The following is a 21,424-nucleotide window of genomic DNA, read 5'->3' on the forward strand; positions in this document are numbered from 1 at the left end:
CTTCTGGAGAGGTACCTGCTGTGACGACGGTGCTGCTGCTGTCCACCTCCGACACCGACCTGCTGGCCGCCGGTGCCGCCGACGCCGGCTACCGGGTCGCCAACCCGACCAGGGTCGAGGCCGGTGAGGAGCTGGACGCGCTGCTCACCGGCGCGGACCTGGTCGTGGTGCGGCTGCTGGGCGGCCGGCGGGCCTGGGAGGACGGGCTGGCCACGATCGCCCGCTCCGGGGTGCCCGCGGTGCTGCTGGGCGGCGAGTCGGTGCCGGACGCCGAGCTGATGGGGATGTCCTCGGTCCCGGCCGGGGTGGTCGCCGAGGCGCTGTCCTACCTGGTCGAGGGCGGTCCGGCGAACCTGGCCGAGCTGGCCCGGTTCCTCTCCGACACGGTGCTGCTGACCGGCGAGGGTTTCGCCCCGCCGCAGCCGATGCCGCTGTACGGGGTCAGCGGTTCGCGTCCGTTCGTCGAGGGCCGCCCGACCGTGGGGGTGCTCTTCTACCGGGCCCACGAACTGTCCGGCAACACCGCCTTCGTGGACACCCTGTGCGACGCCGTCGAGGCGCGCGGCGGCAATGCGCTGCCGGTGTTCTGCGGTTCGCTGCGCGGCGCCGACGCCGAGCTGTTCGCGCTGCTGGGCCGGTGCGACGCGGTGGTGGCGACGGTGCTGGCCTCCGGCGGCACGGTGGCGGCCGACGCCAGCGCCGGGGGCGCCGAGGAGGCCTGGGACATCGGGGCGCTGGCCCAGCTGGACATCCCGGTGCTGCAGGGCCTGTGCCTGACCTCCACCCGGGCCGCCTGGGAGGCCTCCGACGCGGCGCTGTCGCCGATGGACGCGGCCATGCAGGTCGCCATCCCCGAGTTCGACGGACGGCTGATCACCGTCCCGTTCTCCTTCAAGGAGCTGGGCGAGGACGGCATCCCGGTCTACGCCGCCGACCCCGAGCGGGCCGCCCGGGTGGCCGGGATCGCGCTGCGGCACGCGGCGCTGAAGCACAAGCCCAACGCCGAGAAGAAGATCGCCGTGGTCTTCACCGCCTACCCGACCAAGCACTCCAGGGTCGGCAACGCGGTCGGCCTGGACACCCCCGCCTCGGCGGTACGGCTGCTGGACGCGCTGCGCGGGGCCGGCTACCGGGTCGCCGACTACCCGTCCGGCGGCGACGAGCTGATCCACAAGCTGATCGCCGCGGGCGGCCACGACGTGGAGTGGCTGACCGAGGAGCAGCTGCGGGCCGCCCCGGCGCGGGTGCCGCTGGCCGACTACCAGGCCTGGTTCGCCACCCTGGACCAGGAGTTGCGCGAGGGCATCCTGCGGCACTGGGGCGAGGCCCCCGGCAGCCTGTACGTCGACAACGGCGACATCGTGCTGGCCGCGCTGCAGTTCGACAACGTGATGCTGATGATCCAGCCGCCGCGCGGCTTCGGCGAGAACCCCATCGCCATCTACCACGACCCCGACCTGTCGCCCTCGCACCACTACCTGGCCGCCTACCGCTGGCTGGAGCAGTCCTGGGGCGCCGACGCCGTGGTGCACCTGGGCAAGCACGGCACCATGGAGTGGCTGCCCGGCAAGGGCCTCGGCCTGTCGGCGGGCTGCGCCCCGGACGCGGTGCTGGGCGAACTGCCGCTGGTCTACCCGTTCATCGTGAACGACCCCGGCGAGGGCACCCAGGCCAAGCGCCGCGGCCACGCCACCATCGTGGACCACCTGGTGCCGCCGATGGCCCGTGCCGACACCTACGGCGACCTGGCCAAGCTGGAACAGCTGCTGGACGAGTACGCGTTGGTCAAGGACCTGGACCCGGCCAAGGCCCCGGCGGTCCGGGCGCAGATCTGGACCCTGGTGAAGGCCGCCGAGCTGCACCACGACCTGCATGTCGAGGACCAGCCGGACGAGGAGGCCTTCGACGAGTTCGTGATGCACATCGACGGCTACCTCTGCGAGATCAAGGACGTGCAGATCCGCGACGGGCTGCACATCCTGGGCGGCGGCCCGGTGGACGAGGCCAGGGTCAACCTGGTGCTGGCGGTGCTGCGTTCGGCCCAGGTGTGGGGCGGGAAGGCCGATGCGCTGCCGGGGCTGCGGGCGGCGCTGGCGGCCGAGTTCGGCCTGGTGGAGAAGGAGTTGCTGGCGGAGCCCGGCGCGCCGGTGAAGGTCCCGGCAGAGCTGACCGCGCTGGTGGCCGGACCGGCCCGGAGCGCCGCCGACGCGGTGGACCTGCTGGAGCAGCTGTGCCGCAGGCTGGCCGAGGGGATGGAGCAGGCGGGCTGGGCCGCCTCCGCCGCCGAGCCGCTGGTGCGCGAGGTGCTGGGGCATGCCAACGCCGAGGCCGCCGCGGTGCTGCGGTTCGCCGCCGACGAGGTGGTCCCCCGGCTGGAGCGGACCACCGACGAGCTAACCCACATCCTGCGGGCGCTGCGCGGCGGTTACGTCCCGGCCGGTCCCTCCGGGTCTCCCACCCGCGGGCTGGTGAACGTCCTGCCGACCGGGCGGAACTTCTACTCGGTCGACCCCAAGGCCATTCCGTCCCGGCTCAGTTGGGAGGTCGGGCAGGCACTGGCCGACTCGCTGGTGGCCCGCTACCTGGCCGACACCGGCGGCTATCCGCGCTCGGTCGGGCTGACCGTGTGGGGCACCTCCTGCATGCGCACCCAGGGCGACGACATCGCGGAGATCCTGGCGCTGCTCGGCTGCCGTCCGGTCTGGGACGACGCCTCCCGCCGGGTCACCGGCTTCGAGATCGTCCCGACCGCCGAACTCGGCCGTCCCCGGGTGGATGTGACGGTCCGTATCTCCGGCTTCTTCCGGGACGCCTTCCCGCACGTGGTGGCGCTGCTGGACGACGCGGTGCAGGCGGTGGCGGCGCTGGACGAGCCCGGGGACGCCAACTACGTCCGGGCCCACGTCGAGCAGGACACCGCCGAGCACGGCGACCGGCGCCGGGCCACCGCCAGGATCTTCGGGTCCAAGCCGGGCGCCTACGGGGCCGGGCTGCTGCCGCTGATCGACGCCCGCAACTGGCACTCGGACGCCGACCTCGCCGAGGTCTACGCGGTCTGGGGCGGCTACGCCTACGGCCGCGGCCTGGACGGCCGGGCCGCGCGGGGCGACATGGAGCAGGCGTTCCGCCGGATCTCGGTGGCGGCCAAGAACATCGACACCCGCGAGCACGACCTGGTCGACGCCGACGACTACTTCCAGTACCACGGCGGCATGGTGGCGATGGTCCGTCATCTGACGGGTGCTTCGCCGGAGGCCTACGTCGGCGACAGCGCCACCCCGGACCAGGTCAAGACCCGCACCCTGGGCGAGGAGACCCACCGGGTCTTCCGGGCCCGGGTGGTCAACCCCCGCTGGATGGCGGCGATGCGCCGGCACGGCTACAAGGGCGCCTTCGAGATGGCCGCCACCGTGGACTACCTCTTCGGCTACGACGCCACCGCCGGTGTCGTGGACGACTGGATGTACGAGAAGCTGGCCACCGAGTACGTCTTCGACCCCACCAACCGCGAGTTCATGAAGCAGTCCAACCCCTGGGCGCTGAGGGGCATCACCGAACGCCTGCTGGAGGCGGCGGACCGGCAGCTGTGGGCCGAGCCGGACCAGGACACCCTGGACCAGCTGCGCGCCACCTACCTGGAACTCGAAGGCGACCTCGAAGGGGACGACCAGTGACCGACTCCCGCTATCCCTTCACCGCGATCGTCGGCATGGACGACCTGCGCCTCTCGCTGCTGCTGAACGCGGTGTCCCCGCAGGTCGGCGGGGTGCTGGTGCGCGGCGAGAAGGGCACCGCCAAGTCGACCATGGTGCGGGCGCTGGCCGGGCTGCTGCCGTCGATCGCGGTGGTCGACGGCTGCCGCTTCGCCTGCGACCCGGCCGCACCGGACGCCCAGTGCCCGGACGGGCCGCACGACACCGCCGCACCGGCCGCCGAACGGGCCACCCGGCTGGTGGAGTTGCCGGTCGGGGTGTCCGAGGACCGCATCGTCGGCTCGCTGGACCTGGAGCGGGCGCTGGCCGAGGGGGTCAAGGCCTACGAGCCCGGGCTGCTCGCCGCCGCGCACCGGGGCGTGCTCTACATCGACGAGGTGAACCTGCTCAACGACCACCTGGTCGACCTGCTGCTGGACGCCGCCGCGATGGGCCGCTCCTACGTCGAGCGCGAGGGCGTCTCGGTGCGCCATGCGGCGCGGTTCCTGCTGGTCGGGACGATGAACCCGGAGGAGGGCGAGCTGCGTCCGCAGCTGCTGGACCGGTTCGGCCTGACCGTCGAGGTCGCCGCGACCCGGGAACCGGTGGAGCGGGCCGAGGTGGTCCGGCGGCGGCTGGCCTACGACGCCGACCCGGAGGGCTTCGCGGAGCGCTGGGCGCAGCAGGAGAAGGAGCTCGCGGCCCGGATCACCGCGGCGCGGGCGCTGCTGCCCGCCGTGCTGCTGGGAGATCCGGCGCTGCGTCAGATCACCGCCGTGTGCGCCGCGTTCGAGGTGGACGGGCTGCGCGCGGACATCGTGATGGCGCGGACCGCCGTCGCGCTGGCGGCCTGGGCCGGCCGGACCGAGGTCACCGCCGAGGACGTCCGCACCGCCGCGCAGCTGGCGCTGCCGCACCGGCGCCGGCGCAACCCCTTCGACGCGCCCGGCCTGGACGAGGAGAAGCTGGACCAGACCCTGGAGCAGTCGGCCGCCGAGGAACCGGACGGCGGCCCCGACGACGACGGCCCCGGCCCCGAGGGACCGCCCGACGGCGGCGGTCCTGACGGTCCGTCGGGCGGTGGCCAGGACGCTCCCGAGCCAGAGGCCTCCGGGCAGGAGAACTCCGGTGAGGAGAGCGCGCCCAGCCGCACCGCCCCGGCGCCGCCCCAGCCCGCCGCACCGGCCGCCTCCCCCTACCGGACCCGGCTGCTGACCGTGCCCGGGCTCGGCGAGGGCGCCGGGGGGCGCCGCTCGCGGGCCCGCACCGACAGCGGCGGCCACACCGTCCGGGCGGCCCGGCCGACCGGGGCGCTGCAGCGGCTGCACCTGGCCGCCACCGTCCAGGCCGCGGCCCCGCACCAGCTGGCCCGGGGCCGGGACGGACGGGCGCTGCGGCTGCGCCGGGACGACTTCCGCGAGCAGGTCCGCGAGGGCCGCGAGTCCAACCTGGTGCTGTTCGTGGTGGACGCCTCCGGATCGATGGCGGCCCGGCAGCGGATGTCGGCGGTCAAGGGCGCGGTGCTGTCGCTGCTGATGGACGCCTACCAACGGCGCGACAAGATCGGCATGATCACCTTCCGGGGCTCCGAGGCCGTGCTGGCGCTGCCGCCCACCTCCTCGGTCGAGGTCGGTGCGGCCCGGCTGGAGCAGCTGCCGACGGGCGGCCGCACGCCGCTGGCCGCCGGGCTGCTGCGGGCCCACGAGACGCTGCGGCTGGAGCGGCTGCGCGATCCGCGCCGCCGTCCGCTGCTGGTGGTGGTCACCGACGGCCGGGCCACCGGCGGGTCGCAGGCACTCCCCGACGCCCGTCGGGCGGCGCAGCTGCTGGCCGCGCAGGGCACGGCGGCCGTGGTCGTCGACTGCGAGAGCGGACCGGTCCGGCTGGGCCTGGCCGCCGAGTTGGCGCAGCACCTGGCCGGCGAGGCGGTCCGGCTGGAGGAGCTGGCCGCCGACAGCGTCACCCACCTCGTCACCGACCTCATCCACACCGACCGTGGACACAGCAAGCAGAAGGAGGCGGCGTAGCCATGCCGCAGGGACAGCCGACCACCGTTCCCGACGACGGCCTGACCACCCGTCAGCGCCGTACCCAGCCCGTGCTCGCCGTGCACACCGGTCCCGGCAAGGGCAAGTCGACCGCCGCCTTCGGGCTGGCCCTGCGGGCCTGGAACCAGGGCTGGCCGATCGGGGTGTTCCAGTTCGTCAAGTCCGCCAAGTGGAAGGTCGGCGAGGAGCACGCGCTGCGGGTGCTGGGCGCCAGCGGCGAGGGCGGCAGTGTGGCCTGGCACAAGATGGGCGAGGGCTGGTCCTGGGTGCAGCGCGACATCGAGGACAGCGAGGACGCCGCCCGCGAGGGCTGGGAGCAGGTCAAGCGCGACCTGGCGGCCGAGACCTACCGGCTCTACGTCCTGGACGAGTTCACCTATCCGCTGCACTGGGGCTGGATCGACACCGACGAGGTGCTGGCGGTGCTCAAGGACCGTCCGGGCAGCCAGCATGTGGTGATCACCGGCCGCAACGCCCCGGCGGCGCTGGTGGACGCCGCCGACCTGGTCACCGAGATGACCAAGGTCAAGCACCCGATGGACGCGGGCCGCAAGGGCCAGCGCGGCATCGAGTGGTAGCGCTCCCCCGGCTCGTCCTGGCCGCCCCCTCCTCCGGCAGCGGGAAGACCACCGTCGCCACCGGGCTGATGGCCGCGCTCACCGGGCTGGGGCTGGCGGTGTCGCCGCACAAGGTCGGTCCCGACTACATCGACCCCGGCTACCACGCGCTCGCCACCGGCCGTCCCGGACGCAACCTGGACGCCTTCCTGTGCGGACCCGAGCGGCTGCCCGGGCTGCTGCTGCACGGCGCGGCCGGGGCGGACGTCGCCGTGGTCGAGGGCGTGATGGGGATGTTCGACGGGGCGGCGGGGCGTGGGGAGTTCGCCTCGACGGCGCATGTCGCCAAGCTGCTGCGGGCGCCGGTGGTGCTGGTGGTGGACGCCTCCTCGCAGAGCAGGTCGGTGGCGGCGCTGGTGCACGGGTTCGCGTCCTGGGATCCGGAGGTGCGGCTGGGCGGGGTGATCCTCAACCGGGTCGCCTCGGACCGGCACGAGGAGCTGCTGCGGGACGCCCTGGAGAGCGGCGGCGTGCCGGTGCTCGGTGCGGTGCGGCGGCAGGCCGAGGTGGTGACGCCCAGCCGGCACCTGGGGCTGATCCCGGCGGTGGAGCGGGACGCCGAGGCGCTGCGCGCGGTGCGGTCCATGGGCGAGCTGGTCCGGGCCGGGGTGGATCTGGAGGCGCTGCTGGCGCTGGCCCGCAGCGCTCCCCCGCTGGACGCCGAACCCTGGGACCCGGCTGCGGAGATCGAGGCGCTGGGCGGACCGGTGCCGGGGCGGCCGGTGGTCGCGTTGGCCTCGGGTGCCGCCTTCTCCTTCAGCTACGCCGAGAACGCCGAACTCCTCGCCGCCGCCGGCGCCGAGGTCGCCCCGTTCGACCCGCTGCGCGACGAGAAGCTGCCGGAAGGCACCTCCGCGCTGGTCATCGGCGGCGGCTTCCCCGAGGTGTACGCGGAGCGGCTGTCCGGCAACACCGCGCTGCGGGAGTCGGTCCGGGCGCTCGCCGCCTCCGGTGCGCCGCTGGTGGCCGAGTGCGCCGGGCTGCTCTACCTGGCGCGCTCGCTGGACGGGGCCCCGATGTGCGGGGTGCTGGACGCGGAGGCGCGGATGACCGAGCGGCTGACCCTGGGCTACCGCGAGGCGGTGGCGCTGTCGGACAGCCCGCTGGCGACGGCCGGGACCCGGCTGAACGGGCACGAGTTCCACCGCACGGTCTGCGAGCCGGGCGGCGGTCCCGCACCCGCCTGGGGCTGGCGCGGGGCGGCCGGGCCGCGTACCGAGGGGTTCACCTCGCCCACCCTGCACGCCTCCTACCTGCATCTGCACTGGGCCGGCGCCCCGCAGCTGCCGCACCGGCTGCTCGGGCACGCACTGCTCGGCGCCTGAACCGCCGTCAGCGCCTGCGAGCCGCCGTCAGCGCTTGAGCCGCCGTCAGCGCTTGAGCTGTCGCGCCTGCTCGCGGCCGTAGGCCCGCAGCAGGAAGGGCAGCCGGTAGCGGCCGGTGCCCGCCCCGTACCGGACCAGCACCGAGGCCCGGATCAGCCCGGCCCAGGCGGCCTCCAGCGCCGGGCCCGAGAGCGGCGTCCCCGGCAGCGCCAGCCCGGCGCAGGCCTGGTGCGCGTCGGCCAGGTCGAAGCCGACCGGGACCCCCGACAGCGCGGCCCACAGCAGCCGCTCGTCGTCGGTGCACAGCTCGTGGCTGGCCTCGGCGGCGGACCGCAGCGTGCGGTCCGGCAGATGGCGGCGGCCCGCCTCGGCGTGCGCCGGATCGAGTTCGCCGGGAGCCAGCGCCAGCAGCCCGGCCGGGCAGGCGGTCTCAGTCATCAGCCGCCGGGGCGGGGTGTCGACCAGGCGGCTGGCGGCCAGCACCAGGGCCAGCGGGTTGCGGTCCAGCAGGTGGCACAGCGGCAGCGCGTCCAGGTGCTCCCTGCCTCCCCGGGCCATCGGGCCGGCGCCGAACTGACGGGCCCTCAGCCGTAGCAGCGCCACCGCCGGGGTCTCGGCCAGCGGTTCCAGGCGCTGGACGTGCTCATGGTGCGAACCGGGGCCGGCCCGGCCTGCGCAGAGCACCGTCAGCTCGGGGCAGGTGTCCAGCAGGTACTCCAGTGCCGCCGCGCCCCGGCCCCTGAGCCGTTCGGTGCCGTCAAGCAGCAGCAGGGTCGGCTCGGTCCCCAATGCGCTGGCCAGGCCGCCCAGTTCGGAGACACCGGGACGCTCGGGCACCCGCAGGGCGTAGCCGAGGGTGACCGCGAAGAGCTCGGGTGCGAGCAGCGAGCCGAGATCGGCCCGGCGGACCCGGCCGCCGACCTCGCCGTGCCAGACCTCCGCGGCCTTCCGGGCCAGCCGGGTCTTGCCTACGCCCACCGTCCCGGTCAGCGCGACCAGCCGCCGGGTGCCCAGTGCCTGGTGCAGGGAGGCGAGTTCGCGGTCCCGGCCGAGCAGGGTGTCGTCGGTCGGGCAGGGCTCGGGCGGAGTGGCTGCCTCGGTGGCCATGGCGGCCTCCTCGTGTCGGTGCGGAGCGAGTCGGTGCGAGGACGGGTCAGTGCAGGGCGGGCGCCCGGAACAACGACCGGGCCCGCCACGGCACCCCCCGCCAGTGGAACCGGGGGAGCCCCTGCTGCAACGGCGGATGCCGTGACGGTCGCCGGGCTGCCCCCCGTACCGGTCCCAGAGGCCCTTGCGGACCCCCTGCTGTACCCGGCTCCGGTGCGGCCCGACGTGCTTCCAGCATCGACCGCGGGCCCCGGCCCGGGCATCGGTAACCGACCGAAACAGGTATACCTAGATCTGCGCCGGCACCTACCTAGACGCTGTCCTCCACGACCTGCGAGCGGGCCACGGCCGCGGCGATCTCGGTGCGCGAGGAGAAGCCCAACTTGGCCAGGATGTGCTCGACATGGGCGTCGGCGGTGCGCTTGGAGATCACCAGCAGCTCGGCCACCTGACGGTTCGACATGCCCTGCGCGACCAGCGCGGCGACCTCGCGCTCACGGCGGGTCAGCAGATCCGGTCCCGGGGCCCGCGCCGGCTGCTCCGGCCCGCTCGACTCCGGCCCGCTCGGCACCGGCTGCGGGGTGTCCGCCTCGGAGAGGGCCAACTCGACGGCCCGCTCCGGCTCGCAGGACGCCCCCTGCCGGTGGCACTCCGCCCGGAGCGGCTCGCCGAGGGCCGCGACGATCAGCCGCACCGCCGTGTCGTGCGGCCCGTGCAGCTCGACGGCGCCGCTCAGCGGGAGCCCGGACCGCTCCCAGAGCGCGGCGGCGGCGCCCAGCAGCCAGGCGGCCCGGCGGTGCCGGCCCTCCGCGGCCGCGACCCAGGCCAGCACCTCCAGCGCGTACGCCTGCCCGGTGCGGTCGCCCAGCTCGGTGCGCAGCCGCAGTGACTGACGGGCGGTCAGCGAGGCCTCCTGGTACTGGCCGAGGGCGAACTGCGCCTGGGCCTTCACCAGCAGCAGGAAGCCGCGCAGCCAGCACTCGTCCGGCTCCGCGGCCAGCACCGCCAGGTGCGCGTCGCAGATCTCCACGCCCTTGTCCGGACGGTCGGTGGTCACGTGCTTGAGGGCCCAGTGCGCCATCATCAGGCCGTCGCTGACCGGGTCCTCACCGGGGCGCAGATACTCGAAGATCTTCTGGGTGTGGGCCTCGACCTGCTCGTAGTCGCCGCGCCAGCCCGCGGCCAGGGTCAGGAAGTGGTGCGCGTGCAGCCGCAGCCGGTCGTCGTCCAGCCGCTCCGCGATCGCCAGCGCCTCCAGCAGGCCCGGCAGCGCGCCGTCGTGGTCGCCGGCGAACAGCGACAGCTGGGCGCCGAGGCTGAGCGCCAGCGACCGGGCCGCGGTGGGCGCGGGCTGCTCGGCGAGGGCCAGGTCGATCCAGTGCCGCCCCTCGGCGTGCAGCCCGGAGCAGACCCAGAAGGCCCACAGGTCGGTGCAGAAGGACAGGGCCTGGTCGGGATCGGTGGAGCTGTCGATCTGGAAGCGCAGCGCGGCGCGCAGGTTCTCCAGTTCCGGGCCGAGCGCGCGGAACAGCGGCAGCTGCGCGTCGGTGGCGAAGCGGGTCCGGAACTCGCCCGCCATCGCCCGGTAGTGGGCCAGGTGCCGGTGCCGGACCGCGGCCTCCTCGCCGGTCTGCTCCAGCCACTCGCCGCCGTACTCGCGGATGGTGTCCAGCAGCCGGTAGCGGGTCCGGGCGTCCTCGGAGTCCACCCGCAGCACCACCGACTTGTCGACCAGGCCGATCAGCTGCTCCAGCACCGTGCCGGCGGCGAGCTCGCCGCCGGCGCAGACCCGTTCCACCGCGGTCAGGTCGAAGCTGCCGGCGAACACCGACAGCCGCGCCCAGAGCAGCCGCTCCTCGGCCGTGCACAGCTCGTGGCTCCAGCCGATGGTGGTGCGCAGGGTCTGGTGCCGCGGCAGTGCGGTGCGCCGGCCGCCGGTGAGCAGCCGGAAGCGGTCCTCCAGCCGGGCCACCAACTGGTCCAGCGGGAGGGCGCGGAGCCGTACCGTGGCGAGTTCGATGGCCAGCGGGATGCCGTCCAGCCGTCGGCACAGCGCCAGCACGTCGGCGCGGTTGCCGTCGCCCAGGGCGAAGCCCGGCAGCACCGCGGACGCCCGCTGGGCGAACAGCGCCACCGCGCCGACCCCGTCCGGGCCCTCGTCCTGGACCGGCAGCGGGGGGATGACCAGGGTGTGCTCCCCCGGGACGTCCAGCGGCTGCCGGCTGGTCGCCAGGATGCCGATCCCCGGCGCGTCCCGCAGCAGCAGGTCGGCGAGCATGGCGCAGGCGTCGACCAGGTGCTCGCAGGTGTCCAGCACCAGCAGTGCGGTCCGGTCGGCCAGGTACTCGGTGAGGAAGTCCAGCGGCGGACGGGCCGTCTGGTCCACTATCCCCAGCGCGGCGCAGACCGCCCTGGGCAGCAGTTCGGGCTCGGGCAGGGCGGAGAGCTCGACCAGGAAGACGCCGTCCGGATAGCGCTCGCGCATCCCGGCGACGGTGCGCAGTGCGATCCGGGTCTTGCCGACCCCGCCGGGGCCGGTCAGGGTGACCAGTCTGGCCTGCGTCAGCAGCCGTTCCACGGTGGCCAGTTCGGCGCTCCGGCCGACGAAGCCGGTGACCTCGGCGGGCAGTTCCCCGACTCGCCTGCCATGGACGCTGAAGGTCATGTCCACCCCGCCCGCCTCGCCGGTCCGCACTCTTCCGAGAGTATCGGTTCGTTCACTCCCGGTGGTGGTGATCAGTCAGAACGGCGGGGAACGGGGCGTGGGCGACGACACAGCCGCCCCGGTTGACCTGGCGACGGGCCACGTGGTGGGATTTTGGAGCCTTGTACGGCGGCAATGATGAGGAAGTCCGGTGCGAATCCGGCGCGGTCCCGCCACTGTCACCGGGCGGCGCGCCCGAGCACCGGGTGCGGTCGTCCCCGAGCCAGGAACTCTGGCCGCCGACACCACGATCCGGGGCGCGGACCCCGAGTGAGGACTACTGCCATGCGCTGCTGCGCCCCTGTGCCCTGCCGCCTGCCCGCACCGTGGTGACGCCGCGACTGACCGGGGTGGGGATGGGTCCCGGCGATCCGGAACTGGTCACCGTCAAGGCGGTCCGGGTGCTGCGCGAGGCCGCCGTGGTGGTCGTGCCGGTGCTGGACAGCGGCGAGACCGGACGGGCCGAGGCGACGGTGCTGCACCATGTCGCCGGTGCCGCGGCCAAGGTCGAGCGGGTGGTCTTCGCCCTGAACGAGCGCGAGGACCGGGCCCGCCGTGAGGCCGCCTGGGACGCGGCCGGTGCCCGGGTCGCCGAGCTGCTGCGGGAGCACGGCAGCGTCGCCTTCGCCACCATCGGCGACCCCAATGTCTACTCGACCTTCACCTACCTCGCGCAGACCCTGGCGCCGCTGGTCCCCGGCCTGGTGGTGGAGACCGTCCCCGGCATCACCGCGATGCAGGACCTGGCCGCGCGCAGCGGCACCGTGCTGGCCGAGGGGACCGAGCCGCTGACGCTGGTCCCGGTGACCGCCGGCGCGGAGGTGCTGCGGGACGCCCTGGCCGGGCCCGGCACCGTGGTCGCCTACAAGTTCGGACGGCTGGCCGAGCAGGTCGCCGCCGCGCTGCGGGACACCGGCCGGGACAGCAGCGCCGTCTGGGGGTCCGCGCTGGGCCTGCCGGACGAGCAGATCCGTCCGGCCGGACACCCGCTGACCGGACCGCTGCCCTACCTCTCGACCCTGATCGCGCCCGCGACCCGCACCCGCCGTGGAGGCAAGCTGTGACCGGTACCGCTGCGACTTCCGACAACGGCACCGCCGGCAGCACCGGCAGCACCGGCAAGGTCACCTTCGTCGGCGCCGGCCCCGGCGCGGCCGATCTGCTCACCTTCCGCGCGGCCCGGGCCATCGCCGAGGCGGACACCGTGATCTGGGCCGCCAGCCTGGTCCAGGCCGAGGTGTTGGAGCACGCCCGCGAGGACGCCGTGATCCTGGACTCCTCGCTGGTCCCGATGGAGGACGTGCTGGCGGAGTACCGGCGCGCCGCCGAACAGGGCCGCCGGGTGGCCAGGATCCACTCCGGGGACCCCTCGCTGTGGGGCGCGGTCCAGGAGCAGCTGGACCGCTGCCGGGAGCTGGGCCTGGAGACCGAGATCGTCCCCGGCGTCTCCTCCTTCTCCGCCGTCGCCGCCATCGCCCAACGCGAACTGACCATCCCCGAGGTGGCCCAGAGCGTCATCCTGACCCGGCTCGGCGGGGGCAAGACCCCGATGCCGCCCGGCGAGGAGGTGCGCGACTTCGCCCGGCACGGCACCACCATGGCGGTCTTCCTCTCCGCCGCACGCACCAAGCAGCTGGTGGAGGAGCTGACCGCGGGCGGCTACCCGCTGGACACCCCGGTCGTGGTCGCCTACCAGGCGACCTGGCCGGACGAGCTGGTGCTCTACGGCACGCTGGAGACGCTGGAGGCGACCGTCAAGGAGCACCGGCTGTGGAAGCACACGCTGTTCCTGGTCGGCCCGGCGCTGGCGGCGACCGGGACCCGGTCGCACCTCTACCACCCCGGCCACTTCCACACCTTCCGCAAGGCCGACCCGGCGGCCCGGCGCGCCCTGCGCGGCAGCGGCGCCTCGTGACGGACCGGCACCGGCGCCCGTTCCGGCACCGCATCACCGTCCTCGGTGCCGGGCAGGCCGCGGCGCACGCCGCGCTGGTCGCCGGCGCCGGGCTGGTGCTGGGCGCGCGGCGGCACCTGGACGCCGCCGGGGTACCGCCGGAGCGGGCGGTGGCGCTCGGTCCGCTGGCACCGGCCCTGGACGCGGTGGCCGACGCGCTCGACGACGGCGCCGGTCCGGTCGTGGTGCTGGCCTCCGGCGATCCGGGCTTCTTCGGCATCGTCCGCGCCCTGGCGGAACGCTTCGGCCCGGAGGCGCTGGACGTCCGACCCGGCGTCAGCAGCGTCGCGGAGGCCTTCGCCCGGGTGGGTCTGCCCTGGGACGACGCGGTGGTGGTGAGCGCCCACGGCCGTGACCCGCGTACCGCGCTGAACGTCTGCCGGGCGCACCGCAAGGTCGCCGTGCTGACCGCGCCCGGCGCCGGGCCCGCTGAGATCGGGGCGGCGCTGGCCGCCGTCCCCGGGCTGCGGCGCCGGCTGCTGGTGGCGGCCGACCTCGGCGCCGACAGCGAGCGGATCGAGGAGGTGACGCCGGAACAGGCCGCTGCGCGGGACTGGCCCGGCGTCCATGTGGTGCTCAGCCTGGGCCCCGGCGCCGAGCGCCCCGGTGCGATGCGTGCCGTCGCCGGGGGCGCTGACGCCGCCGAGGGCGGCTGGGGACTGCCCGAGGACGCCTTCGAGCACCGCGACTCCATGGTCACCAAGGCCGAGGTCCGTGCCCTCGCCCTGGCCCGACTCGGACCGCGGCTGGGCGAGCTGGTCTGGGACGTGGGCGCGGGCAGCGGCTCGGTGGCCGTCGAGTGCGCCCGGCTCGGCGCGGCCGTGGTCGCGGTCGAGAAGGCAGCGGACGGAGTGCAGCGGGTCACCGCAAACGCAGCGGCGCATGGTCTCGATGTACTCGTGGTACACGGGGCCGCCCCGGATGCCCTCGCCGAACTCCCGGAGCCCGACGCGGTGTTCGTCGGCGGCGGCGGCACGGATCTGCCGGAGATCGTGGCCGCCTGCGCCGAGCGCGCCCGGCGCACCGTGGTGGTGACGCTGGCCGCGCTGGACCGGATCCCAGCCGTGCGGGCCGCACTCCTCGCAGCGGGCTTCACCGCCGAGGGCGTGCAGCTGCAGTCGTCACGGCTGGCCCCGCTGCCTGGCGGAGTGGTCCGCCTGGCCGCCACCAATCCGGTTTTCGTCCTCTGGGGCAACCGACTTGATCCATCGTCAGGAGATGAACAGTGATCGGCTTGATCGCAGCGACGTCGGCCGGCCGCTCGGCCGCCGTCGAACTCGCCGGAGCGCTGGGCGGCTGCACCCTCTACCAGGAGGACACCGTCGCCGCCTCGGTGGCCCGGGCCTGGGCCGAGTGCGAGCAGCTGGTGTGCTTCCTGGCCACCGGCGCCACCGTGCGGCTGATCGCCCCGCTGCTGGCGGACAAGCACGGCGACCCCGGGGTGGTCTGCGTGGACGAGGCCCGGCACTTCGCGGTGTCGCTCGTCGGCGGCCATGACGGCGGCGCCAACCGGCTGGCCGAGCGGGTCGCCGAAGCCCTGGACGCGCAGCCGGTGCTGACCACCGCCACCGACGCGGTGGGCCTGCCCGGCCTGGACACCCTCGGACTGCACGTCGAGGGTGAACTCGCCGCGGTGAGCCGCGCGCTGCTGGACGGCGCGCCGGTCCGGCTGGTGTCCGACGCGGTCCACCCGCTGCCCGCCCTGCCGCCGAACCTGACGCCTGACGCACCGTCGGAGGCACCGGTGGTCGTCATCAGCGACCGCATCGACGAGGCCGCCGGGCCAGCGACGGTGACGCTGCGTCCGCGCAGCCTGATCGTCGGCGTCGGCGCCAGCCGCGGCGCCCCGGCCGAGGAGGTGCTCGGGCTGGTCGAGGCGGCCCTCGCCGACGCCGGGCTGAGCCGGCACTCCGTCAGCTACCTGGCCACCGTGGACGCCAAAGCCGACGAGCCAGGGCTGCTCGCGGCCGCCGCCGCCCTCGGCGTGGACCTGGTCGCCCACCCCGCCGAGGCGCTCGCCGCCGTCGCCGTCCCCAACCCCTCGCCCGCCCCGCAGGCGGCCGTCGGCACGCCCAGCGTGGCCGAGGCGGCGGCGCTGCTCGGCGGCGGCGAACTGCTGGTGCCCAAGCGGAAGTCCGCCCCCGAGGGCCGGGCCGCGATGGCCACCGTCGCCGTGGTCCGCAAGTCGCCGCGCGGACGTCTGGCGCTGGTCGGGCTCGGCCCAGGGGCGCGCGACCTGCTCACCCCGCGGGCGCGCGAGGAACTGCGCCGGGCGTCGGTGATCGTCGGCCTGGACCAGTACGTCGACCAGATCCGCGACCTGCTGCGCCCCGGCACCCGGATCGAGGCCACCGGCCTCGGCGCCGAGGAGGAGCGCGCCCGCAGCGCCGTACGCCTGGCCGAGCAGGGCCATGCCGTCGCCCTGATCGGCAGCGGCGACGCGGGCGTCTACGCCATGGCCTCCCCCGCACTGGCCGAGGCCGGCCCGGACATCGACGTGGTCGGCGTCCCCGGGGTCACCGCCGCGCTGGCCGCCTCCTCGCTGCTGGGCGCGCCGCTGGGGCACGACCACGTCTCGATCAGCCTCTCCGACCTGCACACCCCCTGGGAGGTCATCGAGCGCCGGGTCCGCGCCGCGGCCGAGGCCGACCTGGTGGTCACCTTCTACAACCCGCGCAGCCGGGGCCGGGACTGGCAGCTCCCCAAGGCGCTGTCGCTGCTGGCCGAGCACCGAAGGCCGGACACCCCGGTCGGGGTCGCCCATGCGATCTCCCGCGCCGACGAGTGGCACACCGTCACCACCCTGGCCGAACTGGACGTCACCACCGTCGACATGACCACCGTCGTGGTGGTCGGCAACACCGCCTCGCGCACGGTCGCGGGCCGGATGGTCACCCCGCGCGGCTACCGGTGGCAGTCATGACGGCGCGCCAGGTCCACCCCATCGAACGCGAGTCCTACCGTCGCCTCCGCGCCAGGGCCGACACCAGCCATCTCCCGCCGCTCACCCGGGCCGTGGCCGAGCGGGTGGTGCACTCCAGCGCCGACCTCGCCTACCTGGACGACCTGGTGATCGCCGACGAGACGGTGCTGCGCGCCGCCGCCGACGCGCTGGCGGCCGGAGCGCCGCTGGTGGCCGACGTGCAGATGGTCGCCGCCGGCATCACCACCCGCCGGGCGCTGTGCCGGCTCGGCGACGCCAAGGGCGACCCGGCCACCGGGCTGACCCGCTCCGCGGCCGCCGTCCGGCTGGCCCTGGAGGAGGTCGGCCACGGGGCGGTGTGGGTGATCGGCTGCGCCCCGACCGCACTGGAGGAACTGCTGCTGCTGGACGCCCGTCCGGCGCTGGTCATCGGCCTGCCGGTGGGCTTCGTCGGCGCCGCCGAGTCCAAGGCGGCGCTGCGCGCCTCCGGGCTGCCGGCCGTCAGCAACATCTCCGAGAAGGGCGGTTCGGCGGTCGCCGCGGCCGCCGCCAACGCCCTGCTCTACCCGGATCTCTACGAGGAGTCCCCCCAGTGACACCCCCTGCCCTGCTCATCGTCGGCCACGGCACCCGCGACGAGGCCGGCGCCGAGGCGTTCCGCTCCTTCGTCGCCGGGCTGCGCGACCGGCTCCCGGACACCCCGGTCGGCGGCGGCTTCATCGAGCTGTCCCCGCCGCCGCTGGCCGACGCCGTCGCCGAACTGGTCGAGGCCGGGGCCCGCCGCTTCGCCGCGGTCCCGCTGGTGCTGGTCTCCGCCGGACACGCCAAGGGCGACATCCCGGCCGCCCTGGTCCGCGAGCGCGAGCGCCACCCCGGCACCTCCTTCTCCTACGGCCGCCCGCTGGGCCCGCACCCGGCCCTGCTGACCGTCCTGGAGCGGCGGTTGGACGAGGTGCTGGCGCCCGAGGAGCGTGCCGACACCACCGTGCTGCTGGTCGGTCGGGGCTCCACCGACCCGGACGCCAACGCCGAGGTCGTCAAGGTGGCCCGACTGCTCTGGGAGGGCCGGGGCCTGGCCGGGGTGGAGACCGCGTTCGTCTCGCTCGCCGCGCCCGACGTCCCGTCCGGGCTGACCCGCTGCCGGCTGCTCGGCGCCCGGCGGATCGTGGTGCTGCCCTACTTCCTGTTCACCGGCATCCTCCCCGAACGGGTGGAACAGCAGGCCGCCGACTGGGCCGCCGCGCACCCGGACACCGACCTGCGCCAGGCCGCCGTGATGGGCCCCACCGAGGAGTTGGCCGAACTGGTCCTGGCCCGCTACCGGGAGGCACTTGCCGGAGATCTCCGGATGAACTGTGACACCTGCGTCTATCGTGTCGCCATGCCTGGTTTCGAGGACCGCGTCGGTGCGGCGCAGCGCCCGCACCACCACCCTGACGATCCTTCACACGGCTCGTCGCACGGCCCTTCACACGACCACGGGTCCGGCTCGCACACGCATGTCCACTGATCGGGACGGCCGCCCGGACCATCGCTACCTGCGCCACCACGGCGACGCCGAGGTCGGCGGCGGCCTGGTCGACCTGGCGGTGAACGTGCGGGCCGGTACTCCGCCGCCGTGGCTGCGGCAGCGGCTGGCGGACACCCTGGGCGGCCTGGCCGCCTACCCCGACGGACGGGCCGCCCGCGCGGCCGTCGCCCGGCGGCACCGGCGTCCCGACGGCGAGACCCTGCTGACCTCGGGCGCAGCCGAGGCGTTCGTGCTGCTGGCGCGAACCCTCAAGCCGCGCCGGGCGGTTGTGGTGCACCCGCAGTTCACCGAGCCGGAGGCGGCGCTGCGCGACGCCGGACACCCGGTGGAGCGGCTGGTGCTCCGCCCCAGGAACGGCTTCCGGCTCGACCCGGCGGCCGTCCCCGCCGACGCCGACCTGGTGGTGGTCGGCAACCCGACCAACCCGACCTCGATCCTGCACCCGGCCGCCGACCTGGCGGCGCTGGCCCGCCCCGGGCGGACCCTGGTGGTGGACGAGGCCTTCGCGGACACCGTCCCGGGCGAGGCGGAGAGCCTGGCCGGACGGCGGGACCTGCCGGGTGTGGTGGTGCTGCGCAGCCTCACCAAGACCTGGGGCCTGGCCGGGCTGCGCATCGGCTACGTCCTGGCCGCCGCCGCGATGATCGACGCCCTGTCGGCGGCCCAGCCGCTGTGGCCGGTCTCGACCCCGGCCCTGGTCGCCGCCGAGGCGTGCAGCACCCCGGCCGCGCTGGCCGAGGCGGAGGCAGCCGCCCGGGCCACCGCCGAGGACCGGGACTACCTGCTCTCCCGACTGGCGGAACTGCCCAGCATTCGGACCTACGGTCAGCCCGCTGCATCGTTCGTACTCATTCGGATGGCCGGCGCCGCCGGCGTACGGGAGCGGCTGCGCGGCACCGGGTTCGCGGTCAGGCGGGGGGACACCTTCCCAGGTCTGGGGCCCGACTGGCTGCGGATCGCGGTGCGCGACAAGGCCACCCTGGACGCCTTCTTCGAGGCACTGACGGCCCTTCAACTCTGATTCACATACTTGAACTTTGTCCAGCATCTTGACTCGGCCGGATGGGCGGCGTGTCATGTCCTCACACCTGACCCGACGTCACCGAGGACGCCCGCATGGACGACAGCACGCCCCTCGCCGCACCACTGCGCCGCCGCCGCTTCCTCGGCGCCGGCGCCGCCGTGACCGGAGCCGCACTGCTCGGAGCCGGCGCCACCGGGACGGCCACCGCCGCGACCCCCACCGCGGCGGTGGCACCCGGCGCCACCGGAGCCGGAACGCCGGCCGGTGCCGGCGCCGACACCACCGCCGACGCCGCCGACGCCTTCGACCAGCTCCGCGGCGTCTGGTCGGACATCCTCACCGGCGGCAGCGCCGTCGACCCGACCGACCCCGACTACGCGGCGGCCATCGCCACCATCGACGCCATCGCCGCGGCCGACATCGCGCTCTACGACAACTCGGCCACCCCGGCGTCCGTCTACACCGACCTGCCGTTCACCCAGGTGGAGAACGCCAGCGGCACCTACTACCGGATCCGCGACACCGCCATCGCCTGGGCCACCCCGGGCTCGGCCCACTACCAGGACGCCGCCGTCGCCACCCGCCTGGTCGCCGCACTGCAGCTGATCGGCTCGGCCTACTACAAGCCGTCCTCCGCCGAGGTCGGCAACTGGTACCACTGGGAGATCGGCGCACCGCAGGCCCTGGTCAACGCCTGCGCGGTGCTCGGCAGCCAGGTCCCCGCCACCGACCTGGCCTCCTACCTCGCCACCGTGGCCCACTTCGTGCCCGACCCCACCCACCAGCAGTCCGGCACCGTGCTCACCACCGGCGCCAACCGCTCCGACATGTGCCAGATCACCATCCTGCGCGGCATCCTCGCCAAGGACGGCGACCTGATAGCCCTCGGCCGCGACAAGCTCTCCGACATCTACCCCTACGTCACCACCTCGGACGGCTACTACCGCGACGGCGGCTACATCCAGCACGGCACCATCCCCTACAACGGCCACTACTCCTACGTGCTGCTGGACGACCTCAGCCAGCTCTCGCTGCTGCTCAACGGCTCCAGCTGGCCGATCGACGACCCCCAGTTCGCGGTCATCCTGGACTCGGTGGACCTCACCTACGCGCCGTTCATGTACGACGGACTGGTGATGGACGTGGTCCGCGGCCGCTTCCTGTCCCGTCAGGGCGAGACCGACCACGACGCCGGGCACTCCATCACCGAGTCGATCCTCCGGCTGATCCTGGTCGGCTCCCGGGACCAGCAGAAGCGCTGGAAGGCGCTGTGCAAGGGCTGGATCGAGCGCGAGACCTTCGCCGGCATCCGGGCGTCGGCCACCCCGGCGCGGATGGCCCTGGTGAAGTCCGTGCTGGACGACACCAAGGTGCACGCGGTCGGCCAGGGTCCGAACCACGTCCAGCAGCCCTCGATCGAACGCGCGGTGCACCGCCGCCCCGGCTGGGCCTGGACGGTGGGCCTGTCCAGCAGCAGGATCGCCCGGCTGGAGGCCATCAACGGCGAGAACCAGCGCGGCTGGCACACCGGCGACGGCGCGACCTACCTCTACAACGACGACAACGGCCACTACACCGACGCCTACTGGCCCACCGTGGACTGCACCAGGCTGCCCGGCGTCACCGCCGACACCCTGCCGCTGGCCCCCAGCGCCGGCAACGGCACGCTGCCGCCCACCACCTGGTCCGGCGGCGCGGTGCTGGACGGCGCCTGGGGCGCGGTCGGCCTCGACCTGGTCCCCTACGGCTCGCCACTGCGGGCCAGGAAGTCCTGGTTCTGCCTGGACGACTGCGTGGTGGCGCTCGGCGCGGGGATCACCGGAAGCTCCGGCCACACCGTGGAGACCACCCTGGAGAACCGCAACCTGCACGCCTCGGGCCGGAACCGACTGACCGTCAACGGCCGGTCCACCCCCACCACCGCGGGCTGGTCCGGCAGCTTCCCGGCCGCGGGCTGGGCCCATCTGGAAGGCGTCGGCGGCTACGTCCTGCCCGCGGACTCCGCCCCCGGCGCCACCCTGCGCGCCCTGCGCGAACAGCGCACCGGCACCTGGGCCGCCATCGACAACGGGCCCAGCACCGGCGGCACCACCACGCCCTACACCAACAGCTACGCCACCCTCTGGCTCGACCACGGCATCGACCCCAGCGGCGGCAGCTACGTCTATCTGCTGCTGCCGGGAGCGAGCGCGTCGGAGACCGCCCGCAGGGCCGGGCACCCGGACGTCGCCGTCCTGGCGAACACCCCCGCCCTGCAGGCGATCCGATCGGGCCGCAACAACCTCACCGCCGCCAACTTCTTCACCGCCGGCGCCCTCCCCTCCGTGGGCGTCAGCGGCCCGGCGTCGGTCCTGTTCCGGGAGCACGGCGGCCGGCTGACCCTGGCGGTCAGCGACCCGACCTGCACCCAGACCTCACTGACCGTCACCCTGTCCGACCGGCCCCGCTACCGTCGCGGCTTCAGCGACGACCGGGGGTCACCGTGAACCTGCAGGGCGC

Annotated in this window: 14 protein-coding genes and 1 riboswitch; of the genes, 12 read left to right on the forward strand and 2 right to left on the reverse strand. The window is 74.7% G+C overall.

All coding sequences use genetic code 11. The features are described from left to right. The first annotated feature begins 20 nt into the window (after window positions 1-20). Genes cobN through IF29_RS0133705 form a run of 4 tightly spaced genes read left to right on the forward strand, consistent with a single transcriptional unit; the run spans window position 21 to window position 7,682 of the window. Entirely contained in the window at window positions 21-3,674 is a 3,654-nt protein-coding gene (gene cobN / locus IF29_RS0133690; RefSeq protein WP_030263209.1) for a cobaltochelatase subunit CobN, read from the forward strand. A gap of 35 nt (window positions 3,675-3,709) precedes the next feature. Next, window positions 3,710-5,719: a putative cobaltochelatase gene (locus tag IF29_RS0133695; RefSeq protein WP_051726381.1), complete on the forward strand. Its 2,010-nt coding sequence runs from the start codon at window positions 3,710-3,712 to the stop codon at window positions 5,717-5,719. A gap of 2 nt (window positions 5,720-5,721) precedes the next feature. Beyond that, window positions 5,722-6,318 carry a cob(I)yrinic acid a,c-diamide adenosyltransferase gene (gene cobO / locus IF29_RS0133700; RefSeq protein WP_030263216.1) on the forward strand — a complete coding sequence of 199 codons (597 nt, stop codon included), beginning with the start codon at window positions 5,722-5,724 and terminating at the stop codon, window positions 6,316-6,318. Then, window positions 6,312-7,682: a cobyrinic acid a,c-diamide synthase CobB gene (locus tag IF29_RS0133705; protein WP_030263219.1), complete on the forward strand. Its 1,371-nt coding sequence runs from the start codon at window positions 6,312-6,314 to the stop codon at window positions 7,680-7,682. The genes cobO and IF29_RS0133705 overlap by 7 nt, the downstream gene beginning before the upstream one ends. Before the next feature lie 45 nt (window positions 7,683-7,727). Here IF29_RS0133705 and IF29_RS0133710 read toward each other — a convergent pair whose 3' ends face one another. Together IF29_RS0133710 and IF29_RS0133715 are read right to left on the reverse strand one after the other, a co-directional pair. Then, window positions 7,728-8,789 carry a hypothetical protein gene (locus IF29_RS0133710; RefSeq protein WP_030263222.1) on the reverse strand — a complete coding sequence of 354 codons (1,062 nt, stop codon included), beginning with the start codon at window positions 8,787-8,789 and terminating at the stop codon, window positions 7,728-7,730. A gap of 310 nt (window positions 8,790-9,099) precedes the next feature. Beyond that, window positions 9,100-11,484 carry an ATP-binding protein gene (locus IF29_RS0133715; protein ID WP_051726367.1) on the reverse strand — a complete coding sequence of 795 codons (2,385 nt, stop codon included), beginning with the start codon at window positions 11,482-11,484 and terminating at the stop codon, window positions 9,100-9,102. 110 nt (window positions 11,485-11,594) lie between these two features. Further along, window positions 11,595-11,748, forward strand: a riboswitch (cobalamin riboswitch). 74 nt (window positions 11,749-11,822) lie between these two features. Between IF29_RS0133715 and cobI the strand changes: the two genes are divergently transcribed. From cobI to IF29_RS0133755, 8 genes are all read left to right on the forward strand, one after another. After that, window positions 11,823-12,557: a precorrin-2 C(20)-methyltransferase gene (gene cobI / locus IF29_RS0133720; RefSeq protein ID WP_030263227.1), complete on the forward strand. Its 735-nt coding sequence runs from the start codon at window positions 11,823-11,825 to the stop codon at window positions 12,555-12,557. After that, window positions 12,554-13,408, forward strand: a complete 855-nt coding sequence (cobM, locus tag IF29_RS0133725) for a precorrin-4 C(11)-methyltransferase (RefSeq protein ID WP_051726369.1) — start codon at window positions 12,554-12,556, stop codon at window positions 13,406-13,408. The genes cobI and cobM overlap by 4 nt, the downstream gene beginning before the upstream one ends. Then, a complete protein-coding gene (cbiE, locus tag IF29_RS0133730) occupies window positions 13,405-14,676 on the forward strand; it encodes a precorrin-6y C5,15-methyltransferase (decarboxylating) subunit CbiE (RefSeq protein ID WP_084715366.1) in 1,272 nt (423 codons plus the stop codon). Before cobM ends, cbiE begins: the two co-directional genes overlap by 4 nt. Beyond that, window positions 14,673-16,370: a precorrin-3B C(17)-methyltransferase gene (gene cobJ, locus IF29_RS0133735; protein WP_030263237.1), complete on the forward strand. Its 1,698-nt coding sequence runs from the start codon at window positions 14,673-14,675 to the stop codon at window positions 16,368-16,370. The genes cbiE and cobJ overlap by 4 nt, the downstream gene beginning before the upstream one ends. Further along, window positions 16,367-16,966 carry a precorrin-8X methylmutase gene (locus IF29_RS0133740; protein WP_030263241.1) on the forward strand — a complete coding sequence of 200 codons (600 nt, stop codon included), beginning with the start codon at window positions 16,367-16,369 and terminating at the stop codon, window positions 16,964-16,966. Before cobJ ends, IF29_RS0133740 begins: the two co-directional genes overlap by 4 nt. Then, window positions 16,963-17,880 (forward strand): sirohydrochlorin chelatase, encoded by a 918-nt coding sequence (locus IF29_RS0133745; RefSeq protein ID WP_030263244.1) that lies wholly within the window; start codon window positions 16,963-16,965, stop codon window positions 17,878-17,880. The genes IF29_RS0133740 and IF29_RS0133745 overlap by 4 nt, the downstream gene beginning before the upstream one ends. Next, window positions 17,870-18,922: an Rv2231c family histidinol phosphate aminotransferase CobC gene (gene cobC, locus IF29_RS0133750; RefSeq protein WP_030263248.1), complete on the forward strand. Its 1,053-nt coding sequence runs from the start codon at window positions 17,870-17,872 to the stop codon at window positions 18,920-18,922. Before IF29_RS0133745 ends, cobC begins: the two co-directional genes overlap by 11 nt. Before the next feature lie 95 nt (window positions 18,923-19,017). After that, complete coding sequence (locus tag IF29_RS0133755; protein WP_051726370.1) at window positions 19,018-21,411, forward strand: polysaccharide lyase 8 family protein; 2,394 nt, start codon at window positions 19,018-19,020, stop codon at window positions 21,409-21,411. Window positions 21,412-21,424: the final 13 nt, after the last annotated feature.

The sequence above is a fragment of the Streptacidiphilus jeojiense genome, assembly GCF_000719095.1.
Taxonomy (GTDB): domain Bacteria; phylum Actinomycetota; class Actinomycetes; order Streptomycetales; family Streptomycetaceae; genus Streptacidiphilus; species Streptacidiphilus jeojiensis.